We start from the raw sequence: 13,469 nt of genomic DNA on the forward strand, positions 1-13,469 counted from the left end.
CAAGGGCGCACGGGCGTTGCCGCTCAAGCGGTATCGGCCGCTGGGCCGAATACTTCAGCGGGGAGAACCCTGAAAAAGTGTCCCGGCTGTCACACCCGGCTCACCCCCAGGCTGCACCGCACGCCCATCGCCGGTGTGGTGGCCAGTTTCACGATCAGGTCGGACAGGCTGTTCATCGACACGTCGCGCCCCCGGAACGGCTCGCCCTTCTGCGTGAGCCGGTACTCGATCGCCTCGTCGCGGGTGAACCAGCCGGGGCGCAGCAAGGTGTAGTCGAGGTCGGACGCCTCGATCACTTCGGCGGCATGCCGGTAGGGATCCAGCATGCGGCTGTACGTGTCGCCGGGCACTTCGCGGTAGATGCCCATCGAGGTGATGAAGATCAGGCGCCTCAGGCCGGCGGCGTTCATGGCGTCCACGATGGCTTCGGCCTGCGCGGCCATCTCGCCCACCAGGTTGGCGTAGACGACGTCCTGGCCTTGCATCGCCGCCTGCAACGCCGCGCGGTCGAGCACGTCGGCATCCACCATCGTCACCCGGGCCGGGGCGGGGTTGCGCAGCCGGTTGGAACGGCGCAGGTACAGGGTCAGGTGTGCCGTGGTGCGATCGAGCAGGAACTTCGTCGTGTTGCGCGCCAGCTGGCCGTTGGCGCCGAGGATGAGGACGCGGGTCATCGCTGTCAGCCGCCGACGCTGCCCAGCTGCATTTCGCGCAGGCGCTTGATGTCGCGTGCGGGCGGCGCGCCGAAGAGGCGGCTGTACTCGCGGTTGAATTGCGACTGGCTCTCGTAGCCCACGCGGTGCCCCGCGGTTGCGGCGTCCAGGTGTTCGCAGATCATGGCGCGGCGGGCCTCCAGCAGGCGCAGTTGCTTCTGGAACTGCAGCGGGCTCATCGCGGTGATCGCCTTGAAGTGGTGGTGCAGCGAGGACACGCTCATGTGCACCTCGGCCGCCAGGTCGTCGACCCGCAGTGATTCCTGGAACCGCTGCGACAGCACGCTGATGGCCTGTGCGATCCGCTGGTTGTGGCTGTCCACCATGGACATCTGCACCAGGCGCCAGCCGTCGGGCGACTTCAGCAGGCGGTACAGGATCTCGCGGGTGATCAGGGGTGCGAGCGTGGGGATGTCCTCGGGTGATGCCAGCAGCTTGGTCAACCGCAGGAGCGGGTCGAGCAGCGAGGCCGACAGTTCGCCGGTGAACATGCCGCGCTGCGCGGTGGAGCGGGGCAGGCCGCCACCCAGCTTCAGGTCGAGCGCGAGGGTGGCGATGTCCTTGACGTCGAAGTCCAGCCGCAGCCCCAGGTAGGGCGCTTCGCGGGTGGCATCGACCACCTGGCCGGCGACGGGCAGGTTCTGGCCCACGACCAGGTAGTGGCTGCTGTCGTAGAGATACACCTCGTCGCCGAGCAGCACCCGCTTGCTGCCTTGCGCCAGGACACAGAAGGCCGGCTCGCAGATGGTGTGCACCGGGTGCTCCGACCGCGACACCCGGGCAAGCGTCAGGCGCGGGATCGCGGTGGGATGGGCACCGTCGGTGACCGTGAGCCGGTCCACCCAGGCCGCCAGCTCCGCCCGCATCAGGGTGGCCTGGAGCTGGTCGGGTGACGGGTGGGTGCGCAGGGCGTTCGGGGTGGATGTCCGCATGCCCGCCAGCTTAGACATCCCGCTGCCGCCTGTCTCGGCTTTGGTGTGCCGGCTGGAGAATCGGGCAAACATCTCCAACAATCCTGCAAGCCGTTGCCTCACGCCGCGAGGCCGGCCGGGACCGGTCGTCGTGCGCGGTTGTTCACGGTTTGGCCCCCCTCGCGCACCCCTGTCCTCAAGGGGGCGTGCCAACGCGCCGAATCCGCTTGCGAAGGGGCCGCCACCCGGCCGTCTCCACCCAGGACAGGACACATCATGCGCATCAACGACCTGCGTCTCTCGGCGAAGCTGTGGGGGGTGCTCGTTGGCGTGCTGGCCTCGCTGACTGCCGTGGCGGTGTTCAACCAGCAGACCACCCGCCGGGTCCACGAGGACACCACCGTCCAGCTGCGCCGCGCCGATGACCTGATCACCAAGGTGACGGTCTGGCGTGCGCTCAGCCAGCGCAACACGGAGCAGACCTTGGCATCGTTCCTCCATCCCGACGAGGCAGGTTCGGCCTTTTTCGGGGCGCGGCTGAAGAACGGCATCGCTGAAAGTTCGGCCGTCCAGAAGCAGGTCACCGAAGGGGCCACGTCCGAGCGTGACAAGGCACAGGCCGAGCGCATCGTGGAGCGCCGCAAGAAGGTGCTCGCGCTCCTCAAATCGATGTCGGAGGTCCGCAAGCAGGGCGACATGCAAGCGGTGAAGGCGATGATCGACCGCGAGTTCCTGCCCGCCGTGGCCACGTACGACGAGGCGCAGGCTGAGATGGTGCGCCTCCAGGAGATGCAGCGAGACGAAGCGCTGGCCGACGCCGAGGCGCGGCTTCAACGCGCGGCCGTCACGGCCATCGCGCTGATGGCGCTGGTGCTGGGCGCGGCGCTGGCGGCCATGAAGCTGCTGCTGCGGTCGATCATCACGCCGCTGGGCCAGACGGTCGAGATCGCCGAGCGGATCGCCACCGGTGACCTTCGCCAGGTGCTGACGACCGACCGCGGCGACGAGGTGGGGCGCCTGATGCAGGCGATGGGAACGATGAGTGCGAACCTGCGCCACCTGGTGCAGGAGGTGCGCGACGGCGTGGGTTCGGTGGACGCCGCGTCGTCCGAGATCGCCAGTGGCAACAACGACCTGTCGGTGCGCACCGAACAGACCGCCTCGCGCCTGCAGCAGACCGCCGCGAGCCTCGAACAGGTGACGGACACCATTCGGCAGTCTGCCGAACATGCCGACCAGGCGGACCAGCTGGCGGCCAGCACCCAGGCCGCGGCGACACGCAGTGGTGAGGCGGTGGGGGAGGTCGTGGGCCGCATGCAGGAGATCTCGGAGTCGTCGCGCAAGATCGCCGACATCACGAACGTCATCGACGGCATCGCGTTCCAGACGAACATCCTGGCACTGAACGCAGCGGTGGAAGCGGCCCGTGCGGGCGAGCAGGGCCGCGGTTTTGCGGTGGTGGCGGGCGAGGTGCGCACGCTCGCGCAGCGCAGTGCCGAGGCGGCCAAGGAGATTCGCCAGCTGATTGCCCGCTCCGCCGAAACCGTCGACGCCGGCTCGCGCCAGGTGAACGTCGCGAAGGCGGTCATCGACGAAGTGGTGACCGGCGTGCGCCGGGTCGCCGGCCTGATCGGCGAGCTGGCCAACGCGTCCACCGGACAGCGCGATGGCATCCAGCAGGTCAACCAGGCCGTGGGCAACATCGACGACATGACGCAGCAGAACGCTGCTTTGGTGGAAGAAGCCGCGGCGGCGGCCATGTCGCTGCGCGACCAGTCGAAGCGGCTGGCCGAGACCGTGGCCTTGTTCAAGACGGAACGCTGAGCGGCCCTGCGGGCCCCCGGGGTTCCTCGACGTTCGGTGGGCCACACGCCGGCTTGGCACGGCGCATTGCACAACTGCATGGGCGGCCACGGTCCCGACGGCGCCACGCGTGAGCCACCCGCGCCGCGCGGATGCGTGGTGCGTGCGCCTCAACCCCCTAAGGTGAACCTCGCACCTGTCGATTCGGTTGCCCGGCTTACATGTGCTCACGCCGGCGACCGCCTGGCCACCGATCCAATGCCCGGTTCCCCACGCGGCTGGCCCGGCCCCGTGGGTTCGTTCAACCGGGCAAGTTCAACAGGGACAACACAACATGAAACGCATCCACCTCGCCTCCCTCCTCGCCGCAGCGGCCCTTTCGGCCTGCGGCGGTGGTGGCGACGACACCGTGGCCGACAACGGCAACACCACGCAGGCCACGGATGCGGCCGCGGACAAATACGTCGGCACTTGGGCCACCGGGTGTTTCGAGTCAGCTTACGCAGCCAGCGGCGCGCCGGACGTGCCGTTGAAGCAGATCACCACGTTCAAGTTCGCGAAAGTGTCGGACACGCAGCTGACCGTCGAGATCATCCCGAACATCTATCCCGCGTCGGGCTGCACTGGCACGCCAGCGCAGTTGCCCCACGCCGGGACCCGCAACACCATGACGATCGATGCTTCGGTCACGGTGGACGGGCAGGCGGCCGAAAAGGTCACCTTGCACACGCCTGCCATCGATCCCGGCATTTCGGCTGGCGTCAGTATCGTGCTCAACGGCGTGGTGCTCCCGGGGGACTACTTCGCGGACGCTGACACCGAGAAGGCGCTGTTCGCCGTTGTCGGCAACAAGCTCCAAACCGGCGCTGATAACCTGGGGGCCGACGGGTATCCCACGGCGTTCGGTTCGGTCGATTTCACCAAGCAGTGACCGGTGAGACGGGCGAGGCGGCGCTGGACAGGAAGCGCTGAGCCGAAACCTCGAATTCCCGCGGAACCGATACCCGGTTCAGGGGGGTAGGCGGCCGTGTAGGGTGGTCTCTGATTGCGTGCAACCTAACGGATGATTAGCATCAACCCATGGCCACGCTGCACGGCGTCGACGGTGTCTCGCCCGATCTCGGGGGAGATGCACTGCGCCTCGATCATCAGCTCTGCTTCGCCCTCTACGCGAGTTCACTCGCGATGACGAAGGTGTACAAGCCATTGCTCGACGGCCTCGGCCTCACCTACCCGCAGTACCTCGTGATGATGGCGCTGTGGGAACGCGACCACCGCGCGGTGGGCGACCTGGGCGACCAGCTGTTCCTCGATTCCGGCACGCTCACCCCGCTGCTCAAGCGCATGGAGGTGAGCGGTCTGCTGACCCGGGAACGGGCGAAGGAAGACGAGCGCCGGGTGCTGGTGACCCTCACGCCCGAGGGGCGCGCGCTGCGTGCACGCGCCGCCGGCGTGCCCGTGGAAATCGCCTGTGCGGCCCAGATGCCGCTGGCGGAGATCAGCAACCTCCGCGAGCGCCTGCACGGCCTGCGGGAGCGCCTCGCGGCGACCCACCCGGCCGACAAATGAGCCATGGGGTCACATGGGGTGCCGGTCGCACACGGCTTCCACCGCGTCGCCCACTTCGGCCACGGTGCGGCGCAGTTCTTCCTCGCTGACCCCGAGGGTTTCGGTCCAGTAGGCCACCTCGCCGTCCTCCGTGAGGTCGATGCGGTCGGTGCGGTGGCGGGTGGGGGCGGCAACGTGCGACATGAAAATCTCCTGCAAGGGGGCTGCGGAGAACCTTAAGGCACTCGCCGGCCTGGGTGTGTAGGACGAAGCCGGAAACCGCTGCCCGCCGGCCCCGCCTTGTCGTAAAGTCGGTGGATGCCTATGAAGGACCGTGTCATGCGAACCCTGACCCTGCGAGGCGGCGCCCGTGTGCCGGTGCTCGGCCTCGGCACCTGGGGCCTCGGCGAGGAATCCGCCCGCCGCGCCGCCGATGTGCGATCCGTGCGTTCCGCCCTCGACCTCGGCTACCGGCTGATCGACACCGCCGAAATGTACGGAGAAGGCGGTGCCGAAGAGGTGGTGGGGCAGGCCCTCCACGAGGCCTTCCGCACCGGCGGCCTGGAGCGGGACGACGTGTTCGTGGTCACCAAGGTGTACCCGCACAACGCGAGCCGCCGCGGCACGCTGGCCGCATGTGAACGCAGCCGCCAGCGCCTGGGCCTTGACCGCATCGACCTGTACCTGCTGCACTGGCCCGGCCAGCACCCGCTCGCCCACACGGTGGCGGCCATGCACGAACTGCAGTCGGCCGGCCACGTGGCGAACTGGGGTGTCAGCAACTTCGACGTGGATGACATGACCGAGCTGGAAGGCCTGGCGGGTGAAGGGCCGGCGTGTGCCACCAACCAGGTCTACTTCTCGATGACCGAACGGGGCGCCGAATTCAGCCTGCTGCCTTGGCTTCGGCGCCGGCACATGCCGCTGATGGCCTACAGCCCTATCGACCAGGGCGCGCTGGCCCACGACGATGCGGTGACCGAGGTGGCGCACCGCCACGGCGTGAGTGCCGCGCAGGTGGCGCTCGCGTGGGTGCTGTCGCGCGAGGGGGCCTTTGCCATCCCGAAGGCCGCCCGTGAAGCCCACCAGCGCGAGAACCTCGCGGCCGCCGTGCTGGTGCTCACCCCCGACGACCTGGCCCACCTCGACGACCGGCATCCCGCGCCATCGCGCAAGCGCCCGCTCGCGATGCTGTGACGGATCACGCGGGACCGGGGTCACCCAGGTGACCCTGCGGGTCGCCGTCCGGCGCCGGTTCGGGCGCGGCCCGCGCCAGCGCCATCCACACCGAAAACGGCAGCCTGCATGCCGCGTGCCGCGCCGGGCGGGCCAGTTCCAACCGGCCGCTGTCGATGCCGCCGTGCAACAACCACACGCCGAATCCCTCGGGGATCTCCTGCGGTTCGGCGATATCGGCCGGGAACACGTAGTGGCACTCGCAGCACAACCACTGGTACGACTGCCGTTTCGCGGCGTGGCGCAGGTCCGAAAGCAGGTCGGCGCGGCTCACCTTCACCTCGTGCACGATCGGGTGCAGGTAGTCTTCGACGGTGGTCTGCCGCACTGAAAACACATCCGGCCGCGCGATGCGCCACACCGACCGCGCGGCGGGTTCGGCACCTGCGAGCTCATCCCAGAGCGGCACCGGGCTGGCCGGCGGTGCGGCGGCGTCGGCCACCGCACGAAGCGACAACTCGCGCCACACGATGCGCCCGGACGCCTGCAGCATCGCCGCCACCCGCGTGCCCAGGCGGTCGTGCGGGGTGTCGGCGCGCCGGCTGCGGCGGCGCGCATCGGCCAGCCAGGTGATGCCGGCGTCGGTGAGGCGCAGCGTGTCGCGGCCGTCCGGTCCCGTCAGGCGGCCCAGCAGGCCGGCAGCGAGCAGGTCGAGTTCCACCACGTCATGGCTGGGCCAGCCGGCCGAACGCCACAGCTGCAGCAGGCGCGCGCGGTGCACGCGGGTGAGGATGGACAGGGGATCGGACATCGCGGGGCCATTGTCCCTCTGCTAAGGTGGCGCGATGACGTCGCTGCTCACTCACGCCTGGGCGTACCCGCTGCTGGAGGTGACCCACATCGCCGGCATCGCGATGCTGTTCGGCAGCCTCGTGGTGCTCGATGTGCGGCTGTGGGGCGCGGGCGCCGCCACGTTGCCGGCGGGCCCCCTCGCGCGGCTCGTGCTGCGGGTCACCTGGGTGGGGTTCGCGCTGGTGCTGGCCAGCGGCGGGCTCATGTTTTCCACGCAACCGGGCGAGCTGCTGCACAACCCGGCTTTCCGCGTGAAGCTCGTGTTGCTGGTGCTGGCCGGGCTCAATGCGGCGTGGTTCCACCTGCGTGGCGGGTTGGCGCGCGACGACCGCCTGATGCGAGCGCTGGGCGCGCTGTCATTGGGGATTTGGCTCGGTGTCATGATCTGCGGTCGCTGGATCGCCTACGCCTGAAGGAGACCCCCATGGACCGACGTCATTTGTTGGCCGCTGCCGCGGCCTGGGGTTGCCCGGCTGCCTTTGCCCATCACGGGTGGAGCAGCTTCGACCCCGACCACCCGCTGTACCTGGAGGGCCGCGCCGTGTCCGTGCGCTGGCGCAACCCGCACGTGGAACTCGACCTCGAGGTACCCGCCGAGCTGCGCCTGCCCGACGGCCTGGCGTCGCGCGTGCTGCCCGCCCAGGCCGCGGCGGTGGATGGCCCCGCGTTGCTCGCGAAGACCCAGCTGCCCAAGCGCCGCGACCGCCGGTGGACCGTCGAACTCGCCCCGCTGACCCGCATGGAGGCGTGGCGGGTGCAGGAGATCAAGCCCGGCACCGCGCTCGCCGTCGTGGGTTTCACGCTGCCCGGCGAAAAGGGCGAAGCCGTGTTGCGGGCCGAATACCTGTTCGTGGATGGCAAGACCTACGGGCTGAGGTCGTCGCCGGCTTGACCTCAGCCTTCAGCTGAAAGCGGCGATGCCTGTCTGGGCGCGGCCCAGGATCAGCGCATGCACGTCATGTGTTCCCTCGTAGGTGTTCACCACCTCGAGGTTCACCAGGTGCCGCGCCACGCCGAACTCGTCGCTGATGCCATTGCCACCCATCATGTCGCGCGCCAGGCGGGCGATGTCGAGGGCCTTGCCGCACGAGTTGCGTTTCATGATGGACGTGATCTCGACGGACGCCGTGCCCTCGTCCTTCATTCGCCCGAGGCGCAGGCAGCCCTGCAGGCCGAGCGTGATCTCGGTCTGCATGTCGGCGAGTTTCTTCTGGATCAGCTGGTTGGCCGCAAGCGGGCGCCCGAACTGCTTGCGGTCGAGCACGTACTGGCGTGCGCGGAACCAGCAGTCTTCGGCGGCGCCCAGCGCGCCCCAGGCGATGCCGTAGCGCGCGCTGTTGAGGCACGTGAACGGGCCCTTCAGGCCACGCACCTCGGGGAAGGCGTTTTCTTCCGGGCAGAACACGTTGTCCAGGACGATCTCGCCGGTGATGGACGCGCGCAGCCCCACCTTGCCGTGGATGGCCGGCGCCGACAGGCCCTTCGCGCCCTTCTCGAGCACGAAGCCGCGGATGGCACCCTCGTCGTCCTTCGCCCACACGACGAACACGTCGGCGATGGGGCTGTTGCTGATCCACATCTTGGCGCCGCTCAGGCTGTAGCCACCGGCCACCTTCTTCGCGCGGGTCACCATGCTGCCGGGGTCGGAGCCGTGGTCGGGTTCCGTGAGGCCGAAGCAGCCGATCCACTCGCCCGAGGCGAGCTTCGGCAGGTACTTCTGCTTCGTGGCCTCGTTGCCGAACTCGTTGATGGGCACCATCACCAGCGACGACTGCACGCTCATCATCGAGCGGTAACCCGAATCGACACGCTCCACCTCGCGGGCGATCAGGCCGTAGGCCACGTAGTTCAGGCCGGAGCCGCCGTACTGCTCGGGGATGGTGGGGCCCAAGAGGCCCAGTTCACCCATCTCGCGGAAGATGGCCGGATCGGTTTTTTCGTGGCGGAAGGCTTCCAGCACACGCGGGGCGAGGCTGCCTTGGCAGTAGGCGCGGGCCGCTTCGCGGATCTGGCGTTCGTCGTCTGTCAGTTGCTGGTCGAGGAGCAGAGGGTCGTCCCAGTGGAAGGCCGCTTTTGCATTCTTTGAACTCATGTTGGTTTCCAATCAGACGGTAGGGAACAGCCGGGATGCACCTCTAAATATAGAATTCTCCAGCGCGTGCGGCAATCGCTTTGTTCGCACGCATCCATGCGTTTTTGGAACTCCGAGAGCCCCCGGCATGCGCAGGAAGATCCCTTCCACCACCGCGTTGAGCGTGTTCGAATCGGCCGCGCGCCACCGCAGCTTCACGCTGGCCGCCGTCGAGCAGGCCATGACCCAGAGCGCCGTCAGCCGGCAGGTCGCTGCGCTGGAATCGTTCCTCGGCGTCAAGCTGTTCCGCCGCACGAAACGCGGCGTGGTGCTCACCGAGGCAGGGCGCCACTACAGCGAGCAGGTGGGCGCGCGGCTGGAAGGCATCGAACGCGACACGCTGGAGTTGATGGCCAGCCGCGGGCAGGGTGGTTCGCTGGAGATCGCCGTGGTGCCCACGTTCGCCACCAAGTGGCTGCTGCCGCGGCTCGGTGCATTCCAGCGTCAGCACGAAGGCACGTTCGTGCACCTGACACCGCGCACGCGGCCCTTCCTGTTCGACGGCACCCCGTTCGACGCCGCCATCTACGCCGGCGAGGCCAGATGGCCCGGCACCGACGTGCACTTCCTGATGCGTGAGAACCCCATCGCGGTGGCGAGCCCCGACCTCATCGCCCCGCGCCACGTGCTCAAGGCCAACGAATTGGGCCGCCTGCCGTTGCTGCAGCAGAGCACCCGGCCGTATGCGTGGCGGCACTGGTTCGATTCGCTCGGTGTGCAGTCGCCCAACGACATGGCCGGGCCCCGCTACGAGCTCTTCTCGATGCTCACCGAAGCGGCCATCCACGGCCTGGGCGTGGCGTTGATTCCGCGGTTCATGGTGGAAGACGAACTCGAACGCGGCCGCCTCGTGCAGGTGGTCAGGCACGACTACCTGAGCGACCGGGCCTACCACCTGGCCTATCCGCAACAGCGGTCCGAGCGGCCGCTGCTGGCGGCGTTCCGCACGTGGCTGGAGGCCGAGGCCACGCGGTATCGCGAGGCGAACGGACTGGGTTGAGCGTCACGGTCAGTCGTCGTACAACCATATGCGGGATCGTTCGTAAGGATTCATCCTCGTTCATGAAAACATCGCGGCCTTTCTCCCGAAGGGCAAGGCCCGATGCCAATGAAAACTCTCACATACGCCGGTCCGATCAAGGCCGCCGGCATGATTCTGTTGGCCGCACTGCAGGCCTGCGGTGGCGGCGACGATAACCCCTCCGAAACCTCGGCCCAACCGGTGGTGCTGGCGTCCGACGATTTCACGCAGGGCACCGGCAAATGGAAGATCGAGCAGCAGGATGCCGCCGGCACCGTGACCGCCCAAGGCGGTGTGCTCGACATCGTGCAACCCTCGGGCGCCACGGTCTGGTTCAAGCAGAAGTTCTCGGGCGACTACGAGATCCGGTTCACCGCCGTGCCGGTGCCCATCACGTTCGCGGGCACCCGGTTCGTGGACCGCATCTCCGACCTGAACGTGTTCTGGAATGCCACCGTGCCCGGGGCCGCCAACCCCGATCCCACGGCGGCCACGTCTGACGCTGCGCTGGCCTCGTACAACCCGCTGTACCTTTACTACGTGGGCTTCGGTGCCAACAGCAACACCACCACGCGGCTGCGCCGCAACGACGGCACCGCCGCCCGCCCGCAGATCACCGGGTACGCCACGGCGGGATCCGCCACGGCCGACGACAAGGCCGGCGGCATGACCCCCGACACGCAGCTGGTGGCCAACACCCCTACCCGGGTGCGCATCGTGTCGCGCGCGCCCACGGCGGCGGACCCGGCCAACGTGAAATGGTATGCCAACGACAAGCTGATATTCAGCTACGCCGACCCGGCACGTTATGCCGAGGGTTGGTTTGCATTCCGCACCACCACCAGCCATTTTCAACTCCGGGATTTCTCGGTGGTGGCCTTGCCGTCAAATTGATCCGGAGAATCTGAATGACCACCAAATACCTGCTCGCGGCGGCCGCGGCGATTCTCGTGGGCTGCGGGGGCGGCGGCGACGAAGTCAGCGAGTTGTCATACGACAACGTCAACGAATCGGAACACGGCGAGGCGCTCTACGTGAGCGCGGACGCCCGCTGGGTCGAGCGCCTCGACCGCGGCCTCGTGGCGGTGCCCACCGGGAAGGGCGCACTGCTCACGTGGCGGCTGCTGGGCACCGAGTACGGGTCGGACATCGCGTTCAACGTCTACAAGGGCGACCGCCAGCTGAACGCCACGCCCATCTCCGGGTCCACGACGTTCGAGGACACCAGCACCGGCACCGGGGTGTACACCGTGCGCGCCGTGATCGGTGGCAAGAAGGTGCTGGCCGCGAGCAAGCCGGCGCTGGTGCTGGCCAACGGTTACCTCGACATCCCGTTGAAGGCGCCGCCGGCCGGCGACTACTACGTGCAACACGCGTGGCCGGGCGACCTGGACGGTGACGGCCGCTACGAGTTCGTCGTGTCACGCCTGCCGAAGGGCGGCCCGGCGGCGTTGCTGCCGTCCTACCTCGAGGCCTACACGCTCGACGGCACCTTCCTGTGGCGCGTGGACATGGGCGTCAACTCGTACGCGAAGGCCGCCGGCACGGGCAACAACGACGCGCCGGCCGCGGCCATCAGCGGGTTCGGCGACACGGCCGGCTACCGCAACGACGACATGGTCACCGTGTACGACCTCGACGGCGACGGCAAGGCGGAGGTGCTCGTGCGCACGGCCACCGGCACGGCGTTCGCGGACGGCACCGTCGTCACGTCGCCGGGCGCGTCCGACCAGTTCATCTCGGTGATCCGGGGCGCCACCGGCGTCGAGGTGGCCCGGGCGGCGGTGCCGTCCGACCTGCTGGCCTACGGCCCGGTCGGTGGCAACTTCGGCGTGGCCTACCTCGACGGCGTGCGGCCGAGCCTCGTGGCGAAACTCGTCACCCGCGGCCCCGGCAAAAACGGCGCGGGCTTCCAGTGGCTGGTCTCGACGTGGGACTACGACGGCCAGCAACTCACGCCGCGCTGGAAGTGGGTGGCCGACCTGGATCCCGCGAAACGCCAGAACGCCAACCGCTTCCACCAGATCCGCGTGGTGGACCTGGACGGTGACGGCAAGGACGAGATCGCCGACGGCAACTACGTGCTCGACGACGACGGCAAGCTGCTGTATGTCGTGGACCAGGCCATCCACGGCGACCGCTTCCACATCGGCGACTTCGACCCGTCCCGCCCGGGCCTCGAGGCATTTGCCATCCAGCAGACCGAGGTGGGCGCGTGGAGCAACTTCCCGTGGTACTACTACGACGCCGCCACCGGCACCCGCCTCATCACCGGCAAGCACCCGGACTACACGCCGGACAAGACCAGTGCCGCCGACGAGGCGATCTGGGACGTGCCGCGCGGCACCATCGCCGACATCGACCCGCGCCACCCCGGCTACGAGTTCTGGGCTGGTCTCAAGCGCCTCGACCTGCCGGCCGCGGGTGTCTACAACCTGAAGGGTGAACGCATCTCGCAAGCCGTGCCGAGCGTGAACTTCCGGATCTGGTGGGATGGCGACGTGGGCTCGGAGCTGCTCGACGGCACCGTGATCGACAAGTGGGTGCCCGAGACGTCCACCAGCACGCGCCTGTTCGCGCCGGAAGGGGTGGTGGCCACCACCCGCACGGCCGAACCGTTCTATGGCGACGTGCTCGGCGACTGGCGCGAGGAGGTGTTGCTGGAGACCACCGACAACAAGTCACTGCGGCTCTACAGCACGAACATCCCTACGAATGTGCGGCTGTACACGCTGGCGCACAACCCCGAGTACCGGTTGAGCTTCACGGTGCGCGGCTACCTGCAGTCGAACCTGGTGGACTACTTCCTCGGGTACGACATGGCCCAGCCGCCGCGCCCGAAGATCCGGTCGCGGCCCTGAACGGACGGGCCCGGCCGCCTCACGCGGCGGCAGGGCCCGTCCCGGCGATCGGCCCGCCACGCGGAACTGGTCGGCCTTGGCCACCAAGGCAGCGAGCGCGGCCAGGTGGCGGATGAACGCAACGACGCCACGAGTCATCCCTCTTTTGTCATCCCGGCGCAGGCCCACTGCTGTCCGGGGAAAATCTCGGGTCATCCCGGCGAACGCCGGGACCCACCGTGTCCAGACGCGGCGACGTCCCGGTCACATCTGGCCTGGTACCCCCCGGGTCAACGCTTCTCTCGACAGCTTGGACCGTTTGGGCCCGCTGCAGGCACCACCTGCTCTGCATCACACGCTGGAGCCCACGCGTGCAGTGGGTCCCGGTTTTCACCGGGATGACAACGCTGCGATCGAGTCGACCCATCGGTGAATCGGCTGTACCTTCGATGCCTGCTGGCAACGCAGCCATTC

General features: G+C 68.4%; 14 protein-coding genes. 9 read left to right on the forward strand and 5 right to left on the reverse strand.

What is annotated here, in order from left to right; all coding sequences use genetic code 11:
- Positions 1-89: 89 nt before the first annotated feature.
- Together ASC87_RS05765 and ASC87_RS05770 are read right to left on the reverse strand one after the other, a co-directional pair.
- Positions 90-674: an NAD(P)H-binding protein gene (locus ASC87_RS05765; protein ID WP_056658055.1), complete on the reverse strand. Its 585-nt coding sequence runs from the start codon at positions 672-674 to the stop codon at positions 90-92.
- Positions 675-679: 5 nt separating this feature from the next.
- The gene (locus ASC87_RS05770; protein WP_082568428.1) at positions 680-1,645 is read right to left on the reverse strand and encodes an AraC family transcriptional regulator; all 966 of its coding nucleotides are present in this window, start codon (positions 1,643-1,645) and stop codon (positions 680-682) included.
- 255 nt (positions 1,646-1,900) lie between these two features.
- Here ASC87_RS05770 and ASC87_RS05775 point away from each other — a divergent pair, with 255 nt between their 5' ends.
- From ASC87_RS05775 to ASC87_RS05785, 3 genes are all read left to right on the forward strand, one after another.
- Complete coding sequence (locus ASC87_RS05775) at positions 1,901-3,448, forward strand: methyl-accepting chemotaxis protein (RefSeq protein ID WP_056658059.1); 1,548 nt, start codon at positions 1,901-1,903, stop codon at positions 3,446-3,448.
- A 313-nt stretch (positions 3,449-3,761) separates the two neighbouring features.
- Complete coding sequence (locus tag ASC87_RS05780) at positions 3,762-4,358, forward strand: hypothetical protein (RefSeq protein ID WP_056658061.1); 597 nt, start codon at positions 3,762-3,764, stop codon at positions 4,356-4,358.
- A gap of 149 nt (positions 4,359-4,507) precedes the next feature.
- Positions 4,508-4,996, forward strand: a complete 489-nt coding sequence (locus ASC87_RS05785; RefSeq protein WP_056658064.1) for a MarR family winged helix-turn-helix transcriptional regulator — start codon at positions 4,508-4,510, stop codon at positions 4,994-4,996.
- Positions 4,997-5,005: 9 nt separating this feature from the next.
- Here the strand turns inward: ASC87_RS05785 and ASC87_RS30600 are convergent, their stop codons facing one another.
- Positions 5,006-5,179 (reverse strand): DUF3606 domain-containing protein, encoded by a 174-nt coding sequence (locus tag ASC87_RS30600; RefSeq protein WP_082568421.1) that lies wholly within the window; start codon positions 5,177-5,179, stop codon positions 5,006-5,008.
- Between the two features lie 135 nt (positions 5,180-5,314).
- Between ASC87_RS30600 and ASC87_RS05790 the strand changes: the two genes are divergently transcribed.
- Complete coding sequence (locus ASC87_RS05790; RefSeq protein ID WP_056658138.1) at positions 5,315-6,172, forward strand: aldo/keto reductase; 858 nt, start codon at positions 5,315-5,317, stop codon at positions 6,170-6,172.
- Positions 6,173-6,176: 4 nt separating this feature from the next.
- Here ASC87_RS05790 and ASC87_RS05795 read toward each other — a convergent pair whose 3' ends face one another.
- The gene (locus ASC87_RS05795; RefSeq protein WP_056658067.1) at positions 6,177-6,962 is read right to left on the reverse strand and encodes a hypothetical protein; all 786 of its coding nucleotides are present in this window, start codon (positions 6,960-6,962) and stop codon (positions 6,177-6,179) included.
- 34 nt (positions 6,963-6,996) lie between these two features.
- Between ASC87_RS05795 and ASC87_RS05800 the strand changes: the two genes are divergently transcribed.
- Entirely contained in the window at positions 6,997-7,416 is a 420-nt protein-coding gene (locus ASC87_RS05800) for a hypothetical protein (protein WP_056658070.1), read from the forward strand.
- A gap of 11 nt (positions 7,417-7,427) precedes the next feature.
- The gene (locus tag ASC87_RS05805; protein ID WP_056658073.1) at positions 7,428-7,895 is read left to right on the forward strand and encodes a DUF6152 family protein; all 468 of its coding nucleotides are present in this window, start codon (positions 7,428-7,430) and stop codon (positions 7,893-7,895) included.
- Positions 7,896-7,904: 9 nt separating this feature from the next.
- Here ASC87_RS05805 and ASC87_RS05810 read toward each other — a convergent pair whose 3' ends face one another.
- Positions 7,905-9,095, reverse strand: a complete 1,191-nt coding sequence (locus ASC87_RS05810; protein ID WP_056658076.1) for an acyl-CoA dehydrogenase — start codon at positions 9,093-9,095, stop codon at positions 7,905-7,907.
- Between the two features lie 127 nt (positions 9,096-9,222).
- Between ASC87_RS05810 and ASC87_RS05815 the strand changes: the two genes are divergently transcribed.
- The 3 genes from ASC87_RS05815 to ASC87_RS05825 all read left to right on the forward strand — a co-directional run bounded on the left by ASC87_RS05815 (position 9,223) and on the right by ASC87_RS05825 (position 13,016).
- Positions 9,223-10,134 (forward strand): LysR substrate-binding domain-containing protein, encoded by a 912-nt coding sequence (locus tag ASC87_RS05815; protein ID WP_056658078.1) that lies wholly within the window; start codon positions 9,223-9,225, stop codon positions 10,132-10,134.
- Between the two features lie 108 nt (positions 10,135-10,242).
- Entirely contained in the window at positions 10,243-11,049 is an 807-nt protein-coding gene (locus tag ASC87_RS05820) for a DUF6250 domain-containing protein (protein WP_056658080.1), read from the forward strand.
- A gap of 14 nt (positions 11,050-11,063) precedes the next feature.
- Positions 11,064-13,016 (forward strand): hypothetical protein, encoded by a 1,953-nt coding sequence (locus ASC87_RS05825; protein WP_056658083.1) that lies wholly within the window; start codon positions 11,064-11,066, stop codon positions 13,014-13,016.
- Positions 13,017-13,469 lie beyond the last annotated feature (453 nt).

Source organism: Rhizobacter sp. Root1221 (genome assembly GCF_001425785.1).
Taxonomy (GTDB): Bacteria; Pseudomonadota; Gammaproteobacteria; order Burkholderiales; family Burkholderiaceae_C; genus Rhizobacter.